Source organism: Nocardia sp. CA-120079 (assembly GCF_050955745.1).
Classification (GTDB): domain Bacteria; phylum Actinomycetota; class Actinomycetes; order Mycobacteriales; family Mycobacteriaceae; genus Nocardia.
Window position 1 is genome coordinate 1,120,707 of sequence record NZ_CP192088.1, and the last position, 24,410, is coordinate 1,145,116.

The window sequence follows — 24,410 nt, forward strand, 5'->3', positions numbered from 1 at the left end:
CGCTGTTCCAGGTGCTGTTCAGCTTCGGTACGGCACCGCGCGTCGTCGCGGGCAGTCGGGCGCTCGAGGTGCCGTGGCTCACCGTGCAGCCGCTCGAATCGCCGGATACCACAGCGAAATTCGACCTGCACCTGGTGGTCAACGAACGCGCCGGTGAGCACGGGCTCAGCGGAAGTCTGCGCTATGCCACCGACCTGTTCGATGCGGCGACCGTCGCCGCGTTCGTCAGTCGCTTTCGACGGGTGCTCGCCGCTGTGGCCGCTGCGCCGCAGACCCGGATCGGTGCGATCGAGCTGTTGGCTGCCGACGAGCGGTCGATATTGGACCGCTGGAACGACACGACGCACGTTGTCGACGAAACCCAGACGCTCGCTTCATTATTTGCCGAGCAGGTGCTGCGCACTCCGGGGCCACCCGCGCTCACCTTCGAGGGGACAACCCTGTCCTATGCCGAGTTGGCCGCACGGGTGAACCGGCTGGCGCGCTGGCTGATCGAACAGGGTGTCGGTCCGGATTCGCTTGTCGCACTCGGCATGCGGCGCTCGGTCGATCTGGTGGTCGGCATGTATGCCATCACCGTGGCGGGCGGCGGCTATGTACCGCTGGATCCGGATCATCCGGCCGAACGCACCGGCCACATCCTCGATACCGCCGCTCCGCTCTGCGTGCTCACCTCGGGTATGGATCTGGATATCGCTGCCACGCAGGTCCGTATCGATCGTCTCGACCTTCCCAAGTATTCGGCCGCGCCGGTTACCGATGTGGATCGGCGCGCGCCGCTGCGGGCCGCCAATACCGCCTACGTCATCTTCACCTCGGGCTCCACGGGTCGCCCGAAGGGTGTTGCGATGACCCACCGTGGCATCGTGAACCGCCTGCTGTGGATGCAATCGGCGCATGTCGCGCTCGATGGCACCGATGCGCTGCTGCAGAAGACGCCGGTGACCTTCGATGTTTCGGTGCCGGAGTTCTTCTGGCCGCTGCTGGGCGGCGCCCGGCTGGTCTTGGCCCGTCCGGATGGTCATCAGGATCCGGTGTATCTGGCGGATCTCATTCGGCGCGAGTCGATTACGGTCGCGCATTTCGTACCTTCCATGCTTGCTGTCTTCGTCGCGGACGATATTGATGTGCCGCCACTGCGGCACGTGCTCTGCTCGGGCGAAGCGCTGCCCGCCACCATCGCCCAGCGGGCACGGGCGGTTACCGGCGCGCGGGTGCACAACATGTACGGGCCCACCGAGACGGCGGTCGAGGTCAGCGCATATGAGGTGACCGCTGCTGATAGCGGTCGGCTGCCGATGGGCGGGCCGATCTGGAATACCCGTGCGTATGTGCTCGATGCGCGGTTGCGTCGGGTGCCTGTCGGTGTGCCCGGGGAGCTGTATCTGGCCGGAGCTCAGCTGGCCCGCGGCTATCTCGGTCGGGCCGATCTGACCGGTGAGCGGTTCGTGGCCGATCCGTTCGGTCCGGCCGGTGCGCGGATGTATCGCACCGGCGATCTGGTCGTCTGGCGGGCGGCCGAGCAACGGGGTGTGCTGGAATTCCTCGGCCGCACCGACTTCCAGGTGAAGGTCCGCGGCCTGCGGATCGAACTCGGTGAGATCGAGTCGGCATTGCTGTCGGTTGCCGCGATCGCGCAGGCAGTCGTTGTGGTTCGCGACGACCACGGTGACCAACTGGTCGCCTACCTGGTGGCCGACGGTGAACTCGATACCGACAGCGTTCGAGCCGAACTCGCGCGGCATCTGCCCGCCTACATGGTTCCGTCCGCCTTTGTCGTCTTGGCCGAATTCCCGATCACAAGCTCCGGGAAGTTGGATCGAAAAGCATTGCCCGCACCGGCTTTCGTTGCCGCCGAGTTCCGTGCGCCCGGCGACCTCGCGGAAACCCTTGTCGCCGAGACATTCACCGCGCTGCTCGGCGTCGACCTGGTCGGTGCGGATGATGATTTCTTCGCTCTCGGCGGCAATTCGCTCATCGCCACGCAACTCGCGGCCCGGCTCGCCAAGGCGACCGGCGCCGATGTACCCGTCCGCACAATCTTCGATGCCTCGACAGTGCGCGAGCTGGCGCGTCGGATCACGGTCGAGCAGGAGGCCGCGCCGCCGGCCTTGCCGCCGTTGACGGTTCAGGATCGCAATGAGCCGATTCCGCTGTCGATCGCCCAGCAGCGGATGTGGTTCCTGAACCGATTCGACTCCGCGAGTGGCGGATACAACATCCCGTTCGCGCTACGCCTCACCGGTGTGCTGAATGTGCCCGCACTGGAACGTGCGATTGCCGATGTCATCGCCAAGCACGAGACACTGCGCACCATCTATCCCGAACGCGACGGCGCCGCAACGCAGGTGGTGCTGCCCGCCGGGACCAAGTTGGTGGAACTCCTCGCTCGTGCGGTGTCGACATCCGAGTTGCCCGAACTCGTCGCCACCGCGGCCCAGACCGGATTCGATGTCACTGCCGAGGTTCCGTTGCGTGTCCGGCTACTCCTGATCGACGACGGTGACAGCAGGTCCCGCCAACAGGTGTACGTACTGCTGTTCGTCGTGCACCACATCGCCGCCGACGGCTGGTCTTTCGCGCCGCTGACCAGTGATCTGGCGACCGCCTATGTGGCTCGCTGTGCGGATGTCGCACCGTCCTGGAGTCCGCTCGCCGTGCAGTACGCGGACTTCGCGATCTGGCAGCGTGCTGCTCTGGGCCGGGCCGATGACAAGGGTTCGCTGCTGGCCCATCAGCTGCGGTACTGGACCGGTCGGCTCGCGGGCGTTCCCGAGGTATCGTCGCTGCCGACGGACCGGCCGCGCCCTGCGGTCGCCTCGAACCGCGGCGGTGCCATCACCGGCCGCCTCGATCGGGTATTGCACCGGGGCATCCAGGATGTGGCTGCCGCCCATCGGGTCACCCCGTTCATGGTGCTGCACGCCGCGCTCGCGGTACTGCTGAGCCGCCTGAGCGCTGCCGACGACGTCGTTATCGGTACGCCGGTCGCCGGACGCGGTGACGAAGCCCTGGACGACCTCGTCGGCATGTTCGTCAATACGTTGGTGCTGCGTACCGAGGTGCGCGCGGACGTAACGCTCGGTGAGCTCTTGGCGACCGTCCGCACAGCGGATCTGGCGGCCTTCGATCACGCTGTCGTGCCCTTCGAACAGCTCGTCGATGTGGTGAATCCCGTTCGCTCGCAGGCACATGCGCCGCTTTATCAGGTGGCGATGACGTTGCAGAACCAGGCCGAGCCGGACTTCCGGCTGCACCGTTTGAATATCGCCGCGCTCGATATCGGACCCGCGCCGATCCAGCTGGATCTGGACTGGACGCTGACCGACCGCTACGACGCCGACGGCGCACCCGACGGCATTGATGTACATCTGCACTACGCGCTGGACCTCTTCGACAAGGCAACCGTCGACGGGTTCCTGGCAGGTTTCGAGCGGGTAGTACGCGCCATGGTGCGTGACGTGCGAACTCTCGTCGGCCATGTCGAGTTGATGTCGGTGGCCGAACGCGGACTGCTGCTTTCGGATCGCAATGCCACCGCGCGGCTACTGCCTTCCGAAACCCTCGACGATCTGCTGACGGCCCGGGTGGCCGCGACACCCGATGCCGTGGCGGTGATCTTCGAGGACACCGCGGTGACCTATGCGGAACTCGAAGCCCAGGTGAATCGCCTTGCGCACTGGCTCATTTCGGCAGGTGTGGGTCCGGAGACGATCGTCGGACTCGCCGCGCTGCGATCCGTCGACATGCTCGTGGCCATATTCGCGATCGTGCGTGCGGGCGGTGCCTACCTGCCATTGGATCCGGCCCATCCGGCCGAACGGATCGCGCAGGTGATCGACAGTGCCGCACCGGCACTGGTGTTGGCCGTCGGCGGCGCGGAGCTGCCCGACCTCGGTGCCGTCCGTGTCGTCGATATCACCGACCTCAGCGATTCGGACGCCGCGCCGAGCGACAGAGCGCCACTGCGTCGCGACAATACGGCGTACGTGCTGTTCACGTCCGGCTCGACCGGCCAGCCGAAGGGCGTCGCGGTCACCCACCGCGCCATCATGAACCAGCTGCGCTGGCTCGAATTCCGCTACGGCGTCACCGCCGCCGATCGCATTCTGCAGCGTGCCCCGCTCACCTTCGATGTCTCGGTGTGGGAGTGTTTCCTGCCGATCGCGGTCGGTGCACCGCTGGTGATCGCCCGTCCGAGCGGCCACCTCGACCTGGCGTATTTCGCCGGACTGTTACGCGAACACGGCATCACCATCGCGGAGTACGTGCCATCGGTACTCGCGGCGCTGATCGGTGAGGGCATGGGCGATGCGCTGCGCTCCTTTCGCCATCTGCACTGTGGCGGTGAGGCGCTCACCTCGGACCTGCTCGCAGCAATTCGCGAACATGTCGGCGGCGCGGTGCACAACGCGTACGGCCCGACCGAGGCGGCGATCTCGGCGATCTATCACGAATTCACCGACGACGATTCCGGCCACGATGTCGCCATCGGACGTCCGTGCTGGAACACTCGCGCCTACGTCCTGGACGCACGGTTGCGCCCGGTCCCGGTCGGTGTCACGGGCGAGCTGTATCTCGCCGGCGACCAACTGGCCCGCGGTTACCACAGCCGCGCCGGACTGACCGCCGAGCGCTTCGTCGCCGATCCGTTCGGTGTACCCGGCAGGTTGATGTACCGCACCGGCGATCTGGTGCGCTGGAACCGCAGCGGCGACCTGATCTACTTGGGCCGCAATGATTTCCAGATCAAGTTGCGCGGTCAGCGGATCGAACTCGGGGAGATAGAGTCGGCGCTGGCCGCAGTGGCGGGCGTGACTAATGCCGCGGTGGTATCGACGCGCGACACCTCCGGCTACGACTGCCTGGTCGGCTACATCAGTGGGACGGAACTGTCCTCGGATGCGGTACTCGCGCGGGTGCGTGCGCATCTGCCCGCATACATGGTGCCCGCGCACCTGGTTGTGCTCGACGAGATGCCGCTCACCACGGTCGGCAAACTCGACCGCGCGGCGCTTCCCGCAGTCGAAGTCGTCGGTACCGCAACGGAATTCCGTGCACCGCGGGAAGGCACCGAATCGGTACTCGCCGCACTGATAGCCGACCTGATCGGTGGCGTGCGGATCGGCGCGGATGACGATTTCTTCGCGCGCGGTGGCAATTCACTGTTGGCCATGCGCCTCGTGGCTCGAGCGAACGCGGCGTTCGGTAGTGCGCTGACCGTGCGCGAGATCTTCGAAGCACCGACCGTGGCCGAACTGGCTCTGCGGGTGACGCGCGCCGATGTCGCGCGTCCCGCGCTCGTGGCTCGGGGTCGTCCGGAGCGTATTCCGTTGTCGCTGGCCCAAACTCGGATGTGGCTGCTGAATCGGATCGATCCCGAATCGTCGGTTTACAACATTCCGATCACCATCCGCCTGACCGGTGCATTGGACGAAGCAGCGCTGCGTGCCGCGCTGGGCGATGTTGTCGCCCGGCACGAGTCGCTGCGCACTGTGTTCCCCGCGGACCGCATCGGTCCCGCGCAGGTGGTGACCGAATCGACCTTGGAGCTGCCGCGGGTCGATATCGCCGAATCCGACCTGACCGCGGCGGTTGGCGGCGTCACCGGGATCGGGTTCGATCTGCGCACCCGGATACCCTTGCGCGCCGAGCTGTTCCGGGTCGCGTCCGACGATCATCTGCTCGTCGTGGTGGTGCACCACATCGCCGCCGACGGTGTTTCGACGGCCCCGCTGGCGCGAGATCTGATGGTGGCATACAGCGCTCGCACCGAAGGTGTGGCACCGCAGTGGCAACCGCTGCCGGTCCAGTACGCGGACTTCACACTGTGGCAGCACGACGTGCTCGGCTCGGTCGACGATCCCGACTCCGTGCTGGCCCGACAGATCGCGCATTGGCGTACCGAACTCGACGGACTGGCTCCGGTGCTGGAATTGCCGGCCGATCGCGCGCGCCCCGCCGTGGCATCCGGTCGCGGTGCGGCGTTCGAGTTCGCCATCACCTCGGAACTGACCGCCGCGATCGCGGATCTGGCGCGCAAACACGGCGTGTCGTCGTTCATGGTGGTGCACGCCGCTTATGCGGCATTGCTGGCCCGACTGGCCCGCGTGGACGATATCGCCATCGGCACCCCGGTCGCGGGCCGGGCCGAGGCAGCGCTGGACGATCTGGTCGGCATGTTCGTCAACACGCTGGTGTTGCGCACCGAGGTCGCGGCCGGGGCAACCTTCGCCGAACTGCTCGCCGGGGTGCGTGCCACCGATGTCCGGGCATTCGCACATGCCGATCTGCCGTTCGAGCGACTGGTCGACGAGCTGAATCCGGTTCGTTCGCAAGCGCATTCGCCGATCGTGCAGACATTGCTCACCTTCGAGCATCGTGACGATACGGTGTTGCGCCTACCCGAGCTCGAGGTCGCCGCGTATCCCATCGACAATCAGGTCGCCCAGTTCGACCTCGCGCTCGAACTCGCGGAGGGCGACGGTACCGCGCTGCGTGCCGTCATGCGCTACGCGACGGATCTGTTCGACCGGGCGACGGTCGGATCGTTCGCGGCCCGCTTCGTGCGCTTACTCGAGGCGGTGGTAGCCGATTCCGCCGTACGCGTCGGCGATATCGAGCTACTGGACCGCGACGAGCTGTCTCTGCTCGATCGTTGGAACGACACCTCGTTCGCGATAAACCGGTCACAGACTCTGGCTTCGCTGTTCGAGGAACAGGTACTGCGGACACCCGACGCGACCGCGGTGACGTTCGAGGGGCGGAGTCTGCCCTACGCCGAGTTCGCGGGCCGGGTCCATCGCTTGGCGCGATGGCTGGTCGGGCATGGCGTGGGCCCGGATTCGGTTGTCGCGCTCGGCATGCGGCGCTCGCTCGACTTGGTGGTCGGCATATACGCGGTCACAGTCGCCGGTGGCGCGTATCTGCCGCTCGACCCCGACCATCCCGCCGACCGGATCGCATATGTGCTCGAGACAGCGCGTCCGGTGTGGGTGCTGACTTCGGGTACCGATCTGGAAGCTGTTACGGCACGCCAGGTTCGGATCGATCGTCTGGAGCTGACGCGATATTCACCCGCGCCGCTGACCACCAAGGACCGTCTGGGCGGGCTGTTGCCGGACCACCCCGCGTATGTCATCTTCACCTCTGGTTCGACCGGCCGTCCCAAGGGCGTCGCGGTGTCCCATGCCGCGATTGTCAACCGCCTGGTGTGGATGCAGTACGAGTATGGGCTCCACGCCGACGACGCGGTATTGCAGAAGACCCCGGCGACTTTCGATGTCTCGGTCTGGGAGTTCTTCTGGCCGTTGCAGATCGGAGCGCGATTGGTGCTCGCGCGCCCGGACGGTCACCGGGATCCGGCCTATCTGGCGCGATTGATCAGCGACGCAGGAATCTCCGTCGCGCATTTCGTGCCTTCGATGCTCGCGGTGTTCCTAGCGGAACCCGGTGTGCGCGAATGCGTGACGCTGCGAACTCTATTCGCCTCCGGTGAGGCGCTGCCCGCACCGACCGCGCAGCGAGCCCGTGAGCTGACCGGTGCCCGCGTGCACAATCTGTACGGGCCGACCGAGGCCGCGGTCGATGTCACCTTCCACGAGGTGACTGATGCCGACGCGGAGTCGGTGCCGATCGGCAAGCCGGTGTTCAACACCCGATTGCTGGTGCTGGATGCTCGGATGCGGCTGGTGCCGGTGGGTGTGCCCGGTGAGTTGTACCTCGCGGGTGCGCAGTTGGCGCTCGGCTATGTACGTCGGCCGCGGCTGACCGCTGAACGTTTCGTCGCGAATCCCCTCGGCGTGGGGGAGCGGATGTATCGCACCGGTGACCTCGTCCGGTGGACTGCGGACGGTGAGCTGGAGTACCTGGGCCGCACCGACTTCCAGGTGAAGCTGCGCGGGTTGCGCATCGAACTCGGCGAGATCGAATCCGCGCTCACCGCACTGGATGCCATCGACCAGGCCGTCGTCGTGGTGCGTAGCGACGAGCGACTAGGCGATCAGTTGGTCGCCTATCTGGTGGCCGACCGCGCAGTCGATATCGACGACGTGCGCGCGGAACTGGACGCCGCACTGCCCGCGTATATGGTTCCGTCGGCCTGCGTCGTGCTCGATGCTCTCCCGCTCAATACTTCCGGCAAGCTCGATCGCGCCGCGCTGCCGGCTCCCGTATTCGAGACCACCACCTACCGATCTCCCTCGACCGAGACCGAACAGACCGTTGCCGAGATCATGGGCGAACTGCTCGGCATCGAGCGAATCGGCGCCGACGACAACTTCTTCGCACTCGGTGGCAACTCACTGATCGCCACTCAGCTGGCTGCCCGGATCGGTGCCGCGCTGGATGCCGAAGTCCCCGTGCGGATGATTTTCGAGGCACCGACCGTCGCCGGAACAGCCACCCGCGCCGCCCTGCTCACCGGCACCGGCGGTCGTCCGGAGCTCACCGCGCGCCAACGCTCGGACCTGATACCGCTTTCCCCCGCACAGCAACGGATGTGGTTCCTCAACCGCTTCGATCCCGGCGAGACGGTGAACAATATTCCGGTCGCGATCCGGCTCACCGGAGATCTCGACACCGACGCGCTCGCCGCCGCGCTGGCCGATGTCGTCGCCCGCCATGAAACCCTGCGCACCGTATATCCGGACGTCGATGGCACCGGCTACCAACGGATTCTGGACGCGACGCCCGAAATCCGCGAGCTGGATTCGTCGGCACTGGTGGACCTGGTTGCCACTCCTTTCGACGTCACCACCGAAGTACCGCTGCGCATCGGCCTGGCCACCCTGTCGGAACGCGAGCACCTACTCGCCATCGTGGTCCATCACATCGCGGCGGACGGCTTCTCGATGGTCCCGCTGGCGCGCGATATCGCCACCGCATACGCGGCACGGGCCACCGGCACCGCACCGACGTGGACAGACCTGGGTGTGCAGTACGCGGATTACGCTGTCTGGCAGCGCGAGATCCTCGGAGCCGAGGACGATCCGGAATCGGTGGCCGCACAGCAACTGCGCTACTGGAGTCGCGTACTCGCCGGGTTGCCCGCTCAGCTCGATCTGCCCGCTGATCGGCCACGTCCCGCGGTTGCCAGTCACGCCGCCGCGAGCACCACCATCGGGCTCGATGCCACCATCCGCGACGGCATAGCCGCCATCGCCGCCCGATACGACGTCAGCCCGTTCATGGTCGTCCATGCTGCGCTGGCCACGCTGCTCGCGCGACTGTCCGGCATGGACGACATCGCCATCGGCGCACCGATCGCAGGCCGCGGTGCCGCCGCCCTCGATGACCTCGTCGGCATGTTCGTCAACACACTGGTGCTGCGCACCGAGGTGGCGGGCTCGGACTCCTTCGCCGCCGTACTGCGTCGGGTCCGTGACGGTGACCTGGATGCCTTCGCCAATGCCGATGTGCCGTTCGAGCGGCTGGTCGAGGTGTTGGATCCGCCGCGCTCCGAGGCACGGCATCCGCTGTTCCAGGTCGCGCTGTTCTTCCAGAATCTCGCTCCCGTATCGGTGGAGCTGGCGGGCATTACTGTCGCCGAATACGAGATCGAATACGAGACAACACGATTCGATTTGCAACTGACCGTAGCCAACGACGTCCTGCGCTTCACCTACGCCACCGACCTCTTCGACGAGTCGACCATCGCGATCTTCGGCGCACGCTGCATCCGGCTGCTCGGCGCGGTCATCAGCGATCCGGAACAGGTGGTCGGCGATATCGATCTGTTCGAGACCGGTGAGCTGGAACGGGTGGTGACCGCATGGAACGATTCCGCGCACACCGCATTCGTCGCGGAAATGCTGCTCGACGAATTCGAGCAGCAGGCCGCCGCGACACCGGACGATATCGCCTTGGTCTGCGACGGAACCACCATGACCTATGGCGAATTGGACCGCACGACCAACCAGCTGGCTCGACATCTGATCGCGACCGGTGTCGGGCCGGAGTCATTGGTGGCATTGGCGATTCGGCGTTCGATCGATCTCGTGGTCGCCATGTACGCGGTGCTCAAGGCGGGCGGCGCTTATGTACCGATCGACCCCGACCACCCTGCCCAGCGCATCGCGCACATCATCGACACCGCCGCACCTATTGCACTGCTCACCATCGAAGGTGATCGTCAGGACTTCGGATATGCCGGGGCGACAGTGTGTGTCGATACCGTCGCGCTGGGTGACTATGCCGACGACGCGATCGCGGTGAACGAGCGGACCGCGCCGATTCACCCGCAGCACCCGGCCTACGTGATCTTCACCTCCGGTTCGACCGGAAAACCCAAGGGCGTCAGCGTCTCCCACGCCGCGATCGTCAACCAGATGACGTGGATGCAGTCCGAATACCAGCTGATCGCCGAAGACGTGTACCTGCAAAAGACGGCGACCAGCTTCGATGTCTCGCTGTGGGGTTATTTCCTGCCGCTGCGCATCGGCGCGACGCTGGTGCTCGCCACCCCGGACGGTCACCGCGATCCCGGCTACCTCGCCGAAGCGATCGCCGAATACGGCGTGACCGTCACCGATTTCGTGCCATCGATGTTGAGCGAGTTCGCGAGACATGTCGAAACCGCCGCCGTTCTCGACACATTGCGCACGGTATTCGTCATCGGTGAAGCACTGCCGGCCGAGACCGTCCGTGCCTTCGGCGCGTTGAGTTCCGCGCGCCTGCACAATCTGTACGGCCCGACCGAGGCCGCGGTGAGCATCACCTACCGCGACGTCACCGGTGAAATCGAACGCACCGTCATGCCGATCGGCAATCCGGAATGGAACAGTCGCGTGTACGTGTTGGATTCCCGGCTACGACCGACGTTGCCAGGGGTCGCGGGGGAGTTGTATCTCGCAGGCACCCAACTCGCCCGCGGCTATCACGGCAGGCCCGATCTGACGGCGGACCGCTTCGTAGCGAATCCATTCGGACCCGTGGGTGAACGCATGTATCGCACCGGCGACTTGGTCCGCTGGGACACCAGTGGCCTCGCCCCGGAACTCGTGTACCTGAGCCGCACCGACTTCCAAGTGAAGTTCCGCGGCCAGCGCATCGAGCTCGGCGAGATCGAGGCGGTACTCGCGGCGGTGCCCGGTGTTTCGCAGGCCGCGGCAGGCGTGGTCGGCGACCGACTCGTCGGCTATGTGGTGAGTGATGCACAAGATGTGCGCGCGGCAGTTCTGGCGGCCGCGGTGGATGCGCTGCCGTCGTACATGGTCGCATCGGCGATTGTCGTACTGGATGCCTTCCCGCTCAACGCCTCCGGCAAATTGGATCGAAAGGCACTGCCGGAGCCGGTATTCGACAGCGTCGCCTACCGTGCCCCGGTCTCCCCGGCCGAACGGCTGGTGGCCGAGGCATTCGAGGCCGTACTCGCGCGGTCGCCGATCGGTGCCGACGACAACTTCTTCGACCTCGGCGGCAACTCACTCATCGCCACCCGAGTCCTGGCCAGACTCGGCGAGCGCGTCGGCCGGGTGCCCGTGCGGTTGCTGTTCGAGGTGCCCACCGTGCACGCCTTCGCGGCACGCCTGGCCGCGCACGCACACGACAAGGTCATACCGCTGATCGCCGGGCCACGCCCCGAGCGCATTCCGCTCGCGCCGGTACAGCGCGGCATGTGGTTCCTCAACCGACTCGACCCGGACTCGGCCGCCCACAATATTCCGGTCGCGGTGCGCATCGCAGGCGAGTTGGACCAGGCGGCGCTGTGTGCCGCGTTCAAGGATGTGATCACCCGCCACGAGGCACTGCGCACGGTATATCCGGCCGATGCGAACGGCATCGGACACCAGGTCATCCTGCCCGCCGAACCGGCCCCGGCATCCCTTGTGGTCGAGACCCCGGGCTCGGTGGACGAGCGCATCGCCGATTTCCTCGGCACCGGCTTCGATATCACCACCGAGGTGCCGGTGCGCGCGATACTGCTGCCGGAGCACGCGACCAGCCATGTGCTCGTCGCCGTGCTGCACCACATCGCGGCGGACGGCTATTCGATGGGTCCGCTGCTGCGAGACCTGTTGTCTGCCTATCTGTCCCGAGTGGTCGGCGGAACCCCGGTCTGGCCGGAGCTCGCCGCACAGTACGCCGATTACGCACTCTGGCAGACGGCCGAGCTGGATTCGGTTGCGGCCGGACAACTCACGTACTGGACCGAAGCGCTGCGGGATCTGCCGGAAGAACTGGCATTGCCCACTGATCGGCCACGCCCGGCTGTCGCGTCCAAGCGTGGCGGCACGGTGCGCGCGCGCATCGGCGGTGGCGTCGGCGCCCGCATCCACGAACTCGCCGCGCGTCACAACGCGACACCGTTCATGGTGGTGCACGCCGCACTTGCCGTATTGCTGGCCCGGCTGTCGGGCTCCGCCGATATCGCCATCGGCACCCCGGTCGCGGGTCGCGGCGCGGCGGCGTTGGACGACCTGGTCGGCATGTTCGTGAACACCCTGGTGCTGCGCACATACCCGGACCCGGCCCGTTCGTTCACCGATCTACTCGACGAGACCAGAACAAACGATCTGGCCGCGTTCGCCCATGCGACCGTTCCGTTCGAGCGCGTCGTCGATGAACTCGGCATCGAGCGCTCGCAGTCCGAGCATCCGTTGTTCACCGTGGCGCTGAGCTATCTGAATACCGGCGCGGAGGAATTCACGCTGCCAGGCCTGGAGTTGACGGCCGTCGAATTCGATGAACCGGTGGCGCGCTTCGATCTCCAGTTCACCGTCGCGGCAGCACTCGACGCCGAAGGTCACCTGGCAATCGAACTCGACTATGCGACAGACCTTTTCGACGCGACAACCGCTACGGGACTGCTTCGCCGTTTCGGTCGGGTAATGGGCGCGCTCACCGCGAATCCATCCGCGCCGATCGGCGCCATCGATGTGCTCACTCCGGCCGAACGCAGCGAACTGCTCGGCAGGCGCGGCGGTGAACTGGTGCCGCCGCATACTCTCGCCGAGCTGATGGCCGACGCCGTGGCAATGAATCCCGATGCGCTCGCTTTGCTTTCGGACGACCGTGAGCTGACCTACCGCGCACTGGACGAGCACTCGTCCCGCCTGGCCAGAATGCTGATCGGGCACGGCATCGGTGCCGAGGACTTCGTCGCCGTGGCCATCCCGCGTTCCGCGGAATCCGTGCTCGCGGTCTGGGCGGTGGCCAAGACCGGTGCGGCCTCAGTCCCGGTCGATCCGACCTATCCGGCAGATCGCATCGCACATATGCTGTCGGATTCCGGTGCCGCCGTGGGTCTTACGCTCACCGCGTGCCGCCAGGCACTGCCCGGCACCGCCGAATGGCTGGTACTCGACGCACCGGCCACGGCCGCCCGCATGCGGCATTCGAGCGCGGCACCCCTTGCGCCCGATGAGCTGATCCGTCCGGTGCACGTGGCCAATCCCGCGTGGATGATCTACACCTCGGGTTCGACCGGCACCCCGAAGGGCGTAATCGCCACCCACGGCGGCCTTGCGGGAGTGGCGCGCGCACAGCGGGATCGCTACCAGGTCACCGCGACATCCCGCGTCCTGCACGTGGCATCGCCCAGTTTCGACGCCGCCATGCTCGAACTCTTGCTGGCCCTGCCCGCAGGCGCCGCACTGGTGATCGCTTCGGCCGGTGTCTACGGCGGTGCGGAATTGACCGCGCTCATCCGGGAGCGACGGGTGACGCACGCCTTCATCACTCCGGCCGTGCTGCAAACACTGGATCCCGACGAACTCCCCGAACTCACCCACCTGACCGTCGGCGGTGAGTCGTACGGCCCCGATGTGGTGCGACGCTGGGGAACCGGGCGTGCGTTCCACAACACCTACGGTCCGACCGAGACCACGATCATCACCAATATCAGCGCACCGCTGCGGCCCGGCGAATTCGATCTCGGCACCACCATTCACGGCATGTCCGCGGTGGTGCTCGATACTCGATTGCAACCTGTCCCGGATGGGGTGACCGGCGAACTGTACTTGCGCGGGCCGGGTCTGGCTCGCGGATATCACGCGCGGCCGGGACTTACGGCGGATCGTTTTGTCGCCGATCCCTACGGTCCGGCGGGCGGGCGGCTGTACCGGACCGGTGATCTGGTGCGCTGGACCGCATCCGGCGCGGTGCAGTACGTCGGACGTGCCGACCATCAGGTGAAGGTGCGCGGTCTGCGCATCGAACCAGGTGAGATCGACGCGGTGCTCTCGGCCCACGAGAGCGTCGAATTCGCGGTGACGATCGGGCACACCGACGCCGCGGGTTCGGTTTCGCTGGTCGCGTATGTGGTAGCTGACCGAGCGATCGACACCGCCGAGCTCACCGCTTTCGCCGCGCGCTCGCTGGCCGCCTATATGGTGCCCGCCGTCATCATGGTTCTCGACGAGATCCCGCTGACCCCGGTCGGCAAGCTGGACCGCAAGGCACTGCCCGCCCCCGAGTTCCGTACCGCGACCTTCCGCGCACCGGAGACGGCCGCCGAGCGGATCGTGGCCGAAATCTTCGCCGAGGTGCTCGGCCTGGCAGCGGTCGGGCTCGACGACGACTTCTTCGCCGTCGGCGGAAACTCGCTGACCGCAACACAATTGGCCGCGCGTCTGAGCGCTCGATCGGACAGCTCGGTCGGCGTGCGAATTGTCTTCGAGAACTCGACCGTATCGGCCTTGGCCGCCGCTCTCGACACCACTGCGACGCGTGCACGTCCGGCGCTGACCCGGCGCACCGGCACCGATCCGGTACCGCTTTCGCTGGCACAGCAGCGCATGTGGTTCCTCAACCGCCTCGACCGCCAGTCCACCGCCTACAACATCCCACTGGCAGTGCGACTCACCGGCGATCTCGATATCGCGGCACTCGATGCGGCCATCAGCGACGTGGTCGAACGCCACGAGGTGCTGCGCACGGTCTACCCGCAGCGCGAAAGCGGCCCGGTACAGGTTGTTCTGCCGACGGCCGACGCGGGAGTGCCGGTGCTGGCCCCGATTCCGGTGGCCGTCGATGATCTGACATCGGCCGTCGCGGATTTCGTCGGTGGCGGATTCGATGTCACCGACTCGGTTCCATTGCGCGCCAGGCTGTTCCGTCCGGAGGCAGGGTCGACAGCTCTCGGTGAGCACGTGCTGGTCGTGGTCGTACACCACATCGCCGCGGACGGCTCGTCATTGGTACCGCTGGCACGTGACGTGATGACCGCCTATGCCGCGCGTAAGCACGGCATTGCGCCGGAGTGGACCCCGCTGCCGGTGCAATACGCGGATTTCAGCGGCTGGCAACGGGATCTGCTCGGCAGCGAGGACGATCCGAATTCGCTGATCTCCCAGCAACTCGGGTTCTGGACCGCAACCCTCACCGGACTGCCCGCACAACTCACGCTCCCGACCGACCGCCCCCGACCCGCCATCGTCTCCACCCGCGGTCGGCATGTCGATTTCACCATCGACGCCGGCATGCAGGCGAGATTGGCGGACTTGGGCCGGAACACCGGAGCGACACTGTTCATGGTCCTGCACGCCGCCTTCGCGATACTGCTGGCCCGCCTGTCCGGCGGCGCCGATATCGCCGTCGGTACTCCCGTCGCGGGCCGTGGCGCGGCCGAACTCGACAATGTGGTCGGCATGTTCGTCAATACGCTCGTGCTCCGTACCCAGGTGGACGCGGCTACCGGCTTCACCGAACTCCTGGGGCAGGTGCGCGCCGCGGATGTCGCCGCCTTCTCCAATGCCGACGTACCATTCGAGCGGCTGGTCGAGGTGCTGAATCCGGGGCGCTCGACCGCACGGCATCCGCTGTTCCAGGTCGGCTTCTCCTTCCACAACCAGGCCGAGGCGGAATTCGCACTGGACGGATCGACCGTCACCGCAGTCGATTTCGACTCCGAGATATCGCAATTCGACCTGCACCTGGTCGTCACCGACCGCTACGGCCCGGATGGAAATGCGGCAGGCATGGCCGCATCGATCACCTATGCCACCGCACTGTTCGACGAAGCCACGGTCGCCGGTTTCGCCGGACGACTGCAACGTCTGCTGGCCGCCGTCTGCGCTGAACCGCAGCTGCCGGTCGGAGATCTGGCGCTACTGGATACCGCCGAACGCGACCGGATGCTGGTGTCCTGGAATCGGGCCGAACGCGAATTCACTCCCACTACCCTCATCGCGGCCTTCGAGGCGCAGGTCGCCGAGACGCCTGATGCGGTGGCGATTGTCGATGACGCGGTAACGGTCACCTACGGCCAGTTCGCCTCGCGGGTGAACCGACTCTCCCGCGCGCTCATCGGTCGTGGCATCGGCCCGGAATCGCTGGTGGCCCTGGCCATTCCGCGCAGCGTCGACCTGCTGGTCGCGATGTACGCGGTGGTGACCGCGGGCGGCGCGTATGTCCCGCTCGACCCGACCCACCCGCTCGACCGGACCACGAGCGTACTCGCCGCCGCGAACCCGGCACTGGTGCTGACCTCGGCCGAGCGGCCGATGCTGCCCGAGTCGGTGGCGGATCACGATGTGGTGCTGGATATCTCGGTTGCCGCCGGTGTCCTCGACAGCAGTCCGATCCGTGCTGAGGAGCGGCGGTCCACGCTGACTCCCGTACACACCGCCTACGTCATCTTCACCTCGGGATCGACCGGAACTCCGAAGGGCGTCGCCGTCCCGCATGCTGCGGTCGCACACCAATTGGACTGGCTGCAAACGGAATACGCGCTCGAAGCCGACGACGCCACGCTGCTGATGACCTCGGCGGCCTTCGATCTCTCGGTCTGGGAGTACTGGTGGGCCTTGCGCACGGGTGCCCGGGTGGTACTGGCACCACAGGGCGCACAACGTGATCCGGCGAGCTTGCTGGATCTGATCCGACGCGCCTCGGTCACCACGGTGACGCTGGTGCCATCGCTGCTGTCCATGCTGGCCGAGGTCAGCGGCGACCAGCGACTGCCGAGATCGCTGCGACGACTGCTCGTCATCGGCGAGGCACTGCCTGCCGCGACCGTCGACCGGATCGGCGCACTCACCGCCGCCAGGATCGATAACCTATACGGCCCCACCGAGGCAGCGGTCTCGGTGACCCGGTTCCGCACCGGCGCCGGTATCCGCCAGACGGTCGTCCCCATCGGCACACCCGAATCCGGAAACCAGGTCTACGTACTCGACGACCGGCTGCATCCGGTGCCGACGGGTGTAACCGGTGAGCTGTACCTGGGCGGCGCGCAGCTGGCCCGCGGCTATTACGGCAGGCCCCACCTGAGTGCGCAACGGTTCGTGGCCAACCCGTTCGGCGCGCCGGGCACCCGGTTGTATCGAACCGGCGATATGGTCCGCTGGGGTGCGGACGGCAACCTCGAATACGTGGAGCGCCGCGACTTCCAGGTGAAGGTCCGCGGTTATCGCATCGAACTCGCCGAAATCGAGCACGCCCTGCGCTCACGTCCGACGGTCGCCGACGCCGTCGTCATCGCCCATCGCGGTGACCTGCTGGTCGGGTACTTCACCGCGACCGAGCCGATCGATCCGAACGCGCTGAAATCCGCACTGACCGATACCCTGCCGAGCTACCTGGTTCCAACCGTGCTGATCCAACTGAAGGCCTTGCCGCTCAACGCCAACGGAAAAGTCGACCGGACCGCACTCCCGGAACCCGAGTTGGGCACCCGAGAATTCCGCGCTCCGGAGACGGAGTTGGAGCTGCTGGTCTGCACTGTCTTCGCGGCGGCGCTGGAGGTCGAGCGAATCGGCATGGCGGACAACTTCTTCGAACGCGGTGGTAATTCACTGTTGGCCACTCGACTGGCAGCCCAGCTGAGTACCGCACTCGCCGAACAGATCCCGGTGGTATGGCTGTTCGCCGCGCCGACACCGGCGGACCTGATCACGCAACTGGAACTGCACCGCTGCGGCCGCGGCCGCGTCGACGCGCAGGCGGCCTTCGATGTCCTACTACCGTTGCGCCCCGGAGGCTCTCGCGAACCGCTGTTCTGCATCCACCCGGTCGGCGGTGTCGCCTGGTCGTTCGCGGGTCTGGCCGCACATATCGATGCGGAGCGCGGCATCTACGGCATCCAGTCACCGGTGCTGAATTCGGATGCGGCGCTGCCGGATTCCATCGAGAACTGGGCCGAACACTACCTCCGCGAAATCCGTGCCGTACAGCCCGAGGGCCCCTACCACCTGCTCGGCTGGTCGCTCGGCGGTGTACTCGCACACGCTGTCGCGAATCAATTACAGGACCAGGGCCAACATGTCGCATTGCTGGCCATGATGGACAGCCCGCTGCACATCACGGTGGACGAGACGGCGACGGTGCCGCTGGCCGATCTGCTCGGCGGACTACTCGGCGAACAGGCCGAGGACACCGATACCGAACTCGATCGCACCCGGCTCGCCCGGCGCATCGCCGAACTTCCGGAGCCGTTCGCGTCCTTCGGATTCGACCGGCTCGGCCGACTCCTCGACGCGGGCACGCACTCGCTGGAACTCATTGCCCGCTACCGGCCACGGCCCTATAAGGGCAATCTCGTCTACTTCACCGCCGGACTCGACGACCCCACTGGGGCCACCGGCGCGGCCGGCTGGTCCGACGCCGTCGACGGCACCGTGCACAACCACGCCGTCCAGGCCACGCACTGGCGCATGACCTCCGAATCCGCCCTCGCCCGCATCGGCCACGTCCTGACCAATGTCTTGGCGCACCCCGACCGGGCCTGAACTCTCCCACCAGGAAGGCCGACCAGATGACCAACCCGTTCGACGACGATGACGCCCAGTTCTACGTCCTGACCAACGCCGAGGGCCAGCACTCCCTGTGGCCGATCTTCGCCGCCGTCCCCGGCGGCTGGACCATCGCCTACGGTGCGGCCACGCGTCGCTCCTGCCTGAAGTACGTCGAAACCCACTGGCTGGATATGCGTCCCAATTCACTCATCACCGCGATGCAGCCCGAGGCCAACTGAATGGGCGGGGCGCGCCGGCTCGTACATCCCCCTGCCGGCTGGTGCGCCCTGCCCCCCTCAAGCCCGGGTTCGCGGAGTATTGACGATCATCCGAGCCTGCTCGCGCCAATCGGCGACCGCGCGACCCTGGAAACCCGACAGCGCGGTATCGAATTGTTTCGCGCGCTTGGTGACGGTGAGGCCGACGTAGGTGTGGCCATTGGTGATCGCGCGGGTCGCCACCGCGCAGGCCTCGTCCACCTCGCCCGAGGCGAGCAGCGCGGTGGCGTGTTCGAACCGGACCAGTGCCGGTTCCATGGTCTCGCTCGGGTCGTAGAGCCCGATAGCTCGCTCGGATGCCAGGGCGGTCTGCTCGGCGCGGCCCAATCGGGAGTTGCCGATGGCCTGATAGAAGGCGAGCTTCTCCGGGCGGAACGAAAAGATGCCGATCGAGAGTTGTTCCGCGGGAACATTTTCCAGCGCCTGCTCCGACTTCGAGATGCAGCGGGCGAAGCCGTCGGAATTACCGAGGCTGGCGTGCGCGCGGGCCGCCATTCCCCACAACCAGGCCGCCGCCGGACCATAGCCCGGATTTTCTTCGAGGCGCGGGCTGAGCAGGTTCAAAACTTCCTTCGGATTATCGCTATAGGTTGGTAAATACGACAATCCAGCCAGTGCGATGTCCTCGGAAAAGCGATCGCCGATGTCCTGGGCGGCGTGAATTGCGGTGGTGTACCACAATCGGGCCTGACCGAAATGGCCCTCATTGAACAGAATTTCGCCGACGACATTCGCCAGGCGACCAGCCGTACGGACCAGTCGGATTTGATGAGGGGTCGCCTGCCGCTCCGCGAGACAGCCACGGACCGCGCGGAATTGGTCGAGCGTGGCCTGCAGCAACTCGTGCGGCGGAACCTGCACGACGCGGGTGCCAAGGGCCTCGACGGATTGCTCGAGCAGGCCGAGCCGCCGTTCGCTCATCGAGCCCGCGTCCAGGGTGGCGAGCATCTTGTCCGGTTCGCTCGCGACCATATCGGCCGCCTGACCGGCCAGGCCCGCGCCGATGCAGGCCAACAGCAATCGCCTTCTCACGTCGTCATCCTCGACTTCCTTGTCGAGCCCGATGTCCCTACCGAGCTGTATCCGATCGAGCGCCGCGCTCGTGTCTTCGGTATCGCGGGCCGCCGTCGGACCCGCGATCGCGCGCTCGAATCGCGCGACGACGACCGAATCGGCCTCGGAGAGCACTCGATCGAGCAAACGCCTGCTTGCGGCATGCATCCGGGTTGTCCGGCCCTTCTCCCACAAGATCACGGTGCGCGGGGTGACGCCCACCAGGCGTGCGAACTCATAGCGACTTCGCTTCATCGCCACGCGAAGAGCGAGTACGTCTTCGCCGGTCCAGTCGATCTCAACCATAGGTCCCGCTCCCTCGTACCAGGCTGATTCAATCGGAAATTACTCGCATTTATCGCATTCGGCTCTGTTATCCACCGAATCGCAACGTGCACGCTGAAGCGGTACCCGGCACCGGGTTTGTACCCCAAACCCTTTCGGGGGTGCCGGCTCTCCGGAACCCGACGCACGGTCCCGACGTTGTTCCGATCCACAGCGTCGACGGCGGGTTCCGGTGGCGCTGCCGGTGCCGGGTGCACTTATCTCTTCGGCGGAGGTGAACAATGGACGTTTTGCATTCGGATGTCCGGGAATTGTGGCTGGTACAGAGCCGCGACTGCAATCAAGAGCCGGTGGGTCTCAGTGATGACCGGGCTCGTTTCATCCTCTCTGTTCACGCTGGACACGGTGCCCGCTGCCGCCAATATCTGGCTGCCTCCGCGCACTGCTTCCGACGCGCTGCCGAGAGGTAACCCGTGGCCCTGATGGGGGTTCCGGTGCGGCGCTTATCCGCAGAAGTGCCGCACCGGGATGGGGCCGAAAGGCCTCGGGGCAGGCGACATTGCCTCGGCGAATCACAGGGGCGTTACCCGCCGGCTGAGGTGCGTCAGTCGCCCGACCGCTCCGCGAAAACCGCGCGTGCCACTGTGATTCCGTTGAGTGCGGCCGGGAATCCGGCGTAACCCGCCATCTGCGTGATGATTTCGACGACTTCGGTCTGGGTGCCGCCGACATTCAGCAGGCCGTGTATGTGCACGCCCAGTTGCGGCGCCGCCGTGCCGAGCGCGGTGCACATGGCGACGGTGACCATTTCACGGGTCTTCAGGTCGAGGCCGGGACGCGAGTAGATATCGCCGAAGCTGTACTCGATGATGTAGCGCCCCAGATCCGGCGCGATATCGCGCAGCGAGGCGATGACCTGTTCGCCCGCGTGCCCGTCGATCTCGGCGAGCTTGACGCTCCCACGCTCGAACCGGTCACCGGTCGGTGCCGGTGCCGGTTCGGCCGGTGCGGGCAGATCGGTACGGGCGTCGAACACTTCGCGCGCCGCACTCAGTCCGTTCAGCGCGGCAGGGAACCCCGCATACACGCTGACATGGATCAGCGTCTCCACGATTTCCTCCCGCGTGCATCCGACATTGAGCGCCCCGTCGATGTGGAATCGCAACTGCGGCGCGGCATTTCCCATCGCAGCCAGTGCCGACACCGTCGCCAGCTGCCGCTGCCGCAACGTCAACCCCGGCCGCGAGAGAATGTCGCCGTACCCGAATTCGACGGTCAGCCGCCCCAGGTCCGGTGCGATATCCGCGAGACTGTCCAGCACCGCGGGCCGCTCCTGCCCGCCGACCTGCCGAAGCAGCTCCAGTCCGCGCTCGAAACGATCATTGCTGGTAGAGGCCTGTGTGTTGGTCATGCCCGGAACTCTAAAAGTTGGAGTGTGCTCCAACGCAAGCCCTGATTCGCGCGACTGGCCATAAGCCGTGACCTGGGCGCCCCCACCACCCACCACAACCGCCAAATCCTGTCCACCGTACGGGCGTATCTCGGAGTCCAAGGCTGTCGCAGAGCCAGTGACCGCCTCGCAGAACCTGCAAACTATGCGAGGTAAGCATTCGATTTGTGCGACCTCAGTCGAGTGGATCGTCGGTCTCGGTGGGCCAGCCGTCTTCGCCGACCTCGTACAGGGAGCCGTCCGCGAGTTCACACAGCGGGCGGCTCTCCGGCGGAGCCAGTTCGAGCTTGATCCAGGTGTCTTGGTGGAAGGCGACGAGCAGTGCTCTGATGGCAGGCGAGATTTCGTTTCGCGGTGGTCGAGACATATGCGTCACGGCTCCAACGAGTTCGGGAGATCGGTCCGGCTCAGGAGGGCAGCCCAGTAGTCGTCGCGCAGGACATCCCACAGGTCCTCGTGCTGGGGAAGCAGTTCCCGTGCGTCGGCCAGGTCCGGGTCGGTATCGAACACGATCGTGCCGGGTTGGGCGCTGGGCAGCGTCGTGCGCGACGGCAGGCGATAGGCCGTAAACGACTCTCCGGGAAGCTGCAGGCGCAGGATGCGGGTGGAACTTCCGAGCAACTGCCACACGGCGACCTTGCCGCCGTTCTGGGTGGTCGCGAATAATCCTAAATGGCAAGGAAAGGTGCTGTGGTAACGATGACTACCGGTCGCGGTCGTTCTCCGAGTAGCGTTCGTTGTTGGCCTGAAGATCCCGCCGCGTACCGCGCGTTGTCGGACTATTTTGAGCGTCTCCCACCCGACCCTGCCGCCGAGCAGACATCGTCATCCCTTCTCAATGGTCGCGGCCTCGACTTCACGGGTTCGGATCTGTCTGGACTCGATCTTCTCGGGGCGGAACTGAGCGAGTCGATGATGAATCAAGTGCAGCTCATTGGCGCCGATCTGTACACGGGATGGCTTGCTGGGGCTCGGCTGGAAGGAGCTGACCTGAGCGGCGCTGATCTTCGGAAGGTCCAGGGTCGTGGCTGCGACGCGAGGCATGCCAGGCTGCGCCGGGCAGATATACAGCGAGCGGACTTTGCTCACTCGGACTTTCGCGGTGCCGACCTCCGAGGCGCATTGCTGCAACGGGCGACATTCTCCGGATCAGATCTACGTGACGCCGATCTACGAGAGTGCATTTTCGGACGGACGAGACTTTTCGGGCGTGCGGGTGGGAGGCTGCCTTGTCGCTGCTGCCACCGGTCTGGTGATCGGGCCGATTGACGTTGGCATCGATTCACCTGCGCTATTGGACGGACCAGACTTGCAGGCGTGGTTTCTTTCTCATGGTGCTCCTGGAGTCGAGGTACGCCAGTCTGCTTAGACTGTCTCACATCGTCGATACCCAGCGCACCCGGGTATGAGGGGGAGAAAGTTCAACGTAAGCCCCGGATTCGCCTCACCGAAATCAGGTGAATCTCGGGGTCGGACCCTGATGTGTGAGGGTGGGGTGGTTCCTAGCGTCGAGGCATGCGCCTTGTGACGGTAGGTATTGCTGTTGGTGTGGTTGCTCTGCTTTCGGGATGTGCCAAGGATCCCGGTGTGCCGATGGGGGTGTCGGAGAACAGGATTCAGGTGGTCCAGGGTGACATCGATCGGGCGGTCGAGGGTGGGGTCACGGGGATGATCGCGACGTTGACCGAGAACGGGAAGACGGTCACGCTCACGAGTGGAGTGGCCGATATCGGTACGCGTGCGCCGATTCCGGTGGCGCCGCCGCAGCGGGTGCGGATCGGCAGTATCAGCAAGACGTTCACCAGTGCGGTGGTGTTGCAGTTGGTGGCGGAGGGCAGGGTTCGGCTCGATGAGCCGGTGGATACGTATCTGCCGGGGCTGTTGCGGGGCGAGGGGATCGATGGGCGGGCGATAACCGTGCGTCAGATCCTGCGGCACCAAAGCGGTTTGCCGGAGCTCACCGATGATCCGCGCGTCGACGAGTACGAGGCGGCGCTGGCGGGACGGATCATGACACCCGCCGAGCAGATCGCGATAATCCTCAGCAGGCCAGCGGATTTCGCGCCCGGTGCGCGGTTCGAGTACAGCAACTCGAACTACATTGTGGCGGATGTGCTGGTCGAACGGGTCACGGGTGCGGCGTATGTCGACGAGTTGAATCGGCGGATCCTTAAGCCGTTGGGGCTCGAAGACACCTACTTGCCTGCGCCGGGCGAGCTCGATATCCGGGGGCCACATCCCAAGGGGTACGCCGATATCGATGGTGTGGTGACCGATGTGTCGCGCGTTGAACCTTCCGTGCCGTGGGGCGCGGGCGCAATGGTCTCCACCGGCGACGATCTGAATCGCTTTTATCAAGCGCTGCTGGCCGGACAGGTCGTCCCGGCCGTCGAACTGCGGGAGATGCGGACCGGTGTGCCGATGGGGCAGGCGGATATGAACTACGGACTCGGCATCGGCTCCACTCGCCTGCCCTGTGGCGCAGAGTATGTCGGGCACACCGGCGGCATATCCGGATTCCTCACGGTCTCCGGGGCGACACCGGAAGGTCGGGCGGTGACCTACGCCTACACCAAGTCGCCGAAGGCCATGCCCGATCTGACGGCCATACTCTCGCACGCTCTCTGTCCATAGAAGAATCATTGGCAACATCATTTGGTGCGTCGA

Annotated in this window: 8 protein-coding genes (1 of these 8 only partly in view); 4 read left to right on the forward strand and 4 right to left on the reverse strand. The window is 65.9% G+C overall.

The genetic code is table 11. The annotated features are described in order from the left end of the window. A protein-coding gene (locus ACQPYR_RS05320) for a non-ribosomal peptide synthase/polyketide synthase (protein ID WP_433635017.1) crosses the window boundary here: on the forward strand, nt 1-18,671 show its 3' portion. It extends 385 nt beyond the left edge of the window; the window shows 18,671 of its 19,056 coding nt (coding positions 386-19,056); its start codon lies beyond the left edge, outside the window; its stop codon occupies nt 18,669-18,671. Between the two features lie 26 nt (nt 18,672-18,697). Continuing rightward, the gene (locus ACQPYR_RS05325; RefSeq protein WP_433628267.1) at nt 18,698-18,916 is read left to right on the forward strand and encodes an MbtH family protein; all 219 of its coding nucleotides are present in this window, start codon (nt 18,698-18,700) and stop codon (nt 18,914-18,916) included. 57 nt (nt 18,917-18,973) lie between these two features. On the opposite strand, the gene ACQPYR_RS05330 is transcribed toward ACQPYR_RS05325, so the two are convergent. From ACQPYR_RS05330 to ACQPYR_RS05345, 4 genes are all read right to left on the reverse strand, one after another. Beyond that, on the reverse strand, nt 18,974-20,314 hold the full coding sequence (locus tag ACQPYR_RS05330) for a helix-turn-helix domain-containing protein (protein ID WP_433628270.1): 1,341 nt from the start codon (nt 20,312-20,314) through the stop codon (nt 18,974-18,976). A gap of 583 nt (nt 20,315-20,897) precedes the next feature. Further along, the gene (locus ACQPYR_RS05335; protein ID WP_433628273.1) at nt 20,898-21,704 is read right to left on the reverse strand and encodes a carboxymuconolactone decarboxylase family protein; all 807 of its coding nucleotides are present in this window, start codon (nt 21,702-21,704) and stop codon (nt 20,898-20,900) included. A gap of 214 nt (nt 21,705-21,918) precedes the next feature. Next, entirely contained in the window at nt 21,919-22,110 is a 192-nt protein-coding gene (locus tag ACQPYR_RS05340) for a hypothetical protein (protein WP_433628276.1), read from the reverse strand. Between the two features lie 5 nt (nt 22,111-22,115). Next, nucleotides 22,116-22,364, reverse strand: coding sequence for a hypothetical protein (locus ACQPYR_RS05345; RefSeq protein ID WP_433628278.1), 249 nt, complete (start codon nt 22,362-22,364; stop codon nt 22,116-22,118). A 78-nt stretch (nt 22,365-22,442) separates the two neighbouring features. Between ACQPYR_RS05345 and ACQPYR_RS05350 the strand changes: the two genes are divergently transcribed. Together ACQPYR_RS05350 and ACQPYR_RS05355 are read left to right on the forward strand one after the other, a co-directional pair. Beyond that, a complete protein-coding gene (locus ACQPYR_RS05350; protein ID WP_433628281.1) occupies nt 22,443-23,012 on the forward strand; it encodes a pentapeptide repeat-containing protein in 570 nt (189 codons plus the stop codon). A 246-nt stretch (nt 23,013-23,258) separates the two neighbouring features. Further along, nucleotides 23,259-24,377 (forward strand): serine hydrolase domain-containing protein, encoded by a 1,119-nt coding sequence (locus tag ACQPYR_RS05355; protein ID WP_433628284.1) that lies wholly within the window; start codon nt 23,259-23,261, stop codon nt 24,375-24,377. The last annotated feature ends 33 nt before the right edge of the window (nt 24,378-24,410 follow it).

Coding starts and splice junctions, on each gene's coding strand:
- ACQPYR_RS05340 (WP_433628276.1), bottom strand. CDS start 22,110: ATGTCTCGACCACCGCGAAACGAAATCTCGCCTGCCATCAGAGCACTG.
- ACQPYR_RS05325 (WP_433628267.1), top strand. CDS start 18,698: ATGACCAACCCGTTCGACGACGATGACGCCCAGTTCTACGTCCTGACC.
- ACQPYR_RS05330 (WP_433628270.1), bottom strand. CDS start 20,314: ATGGTTGAGATCGACTGGACCGGCGAAGACGTACTCGCTCTTCGCGTG.
- ACQPYR_RS05335 (WP_433628273.1), bottom strand. CDS start 21,704: ATGACCAACACACAGGCCTCTACCAGCAATGATCGTTTCGAGCGCGGA.
- ACQPYR_RS05350 (WP_433628281.1), top strand. CDS start 22,443: ATGACTACCGGTCGCGGTCGTTCTCCGAGTAGCGTTCGTTGTTGGCCT.
- ACQPYR_RS05355 (WP_433628284.1), top strand. CDS start 23,259: ATGCGCCTTGTGACGGTAGGTATTGCTGTTGGTGTGGTTGCTCTGCTT.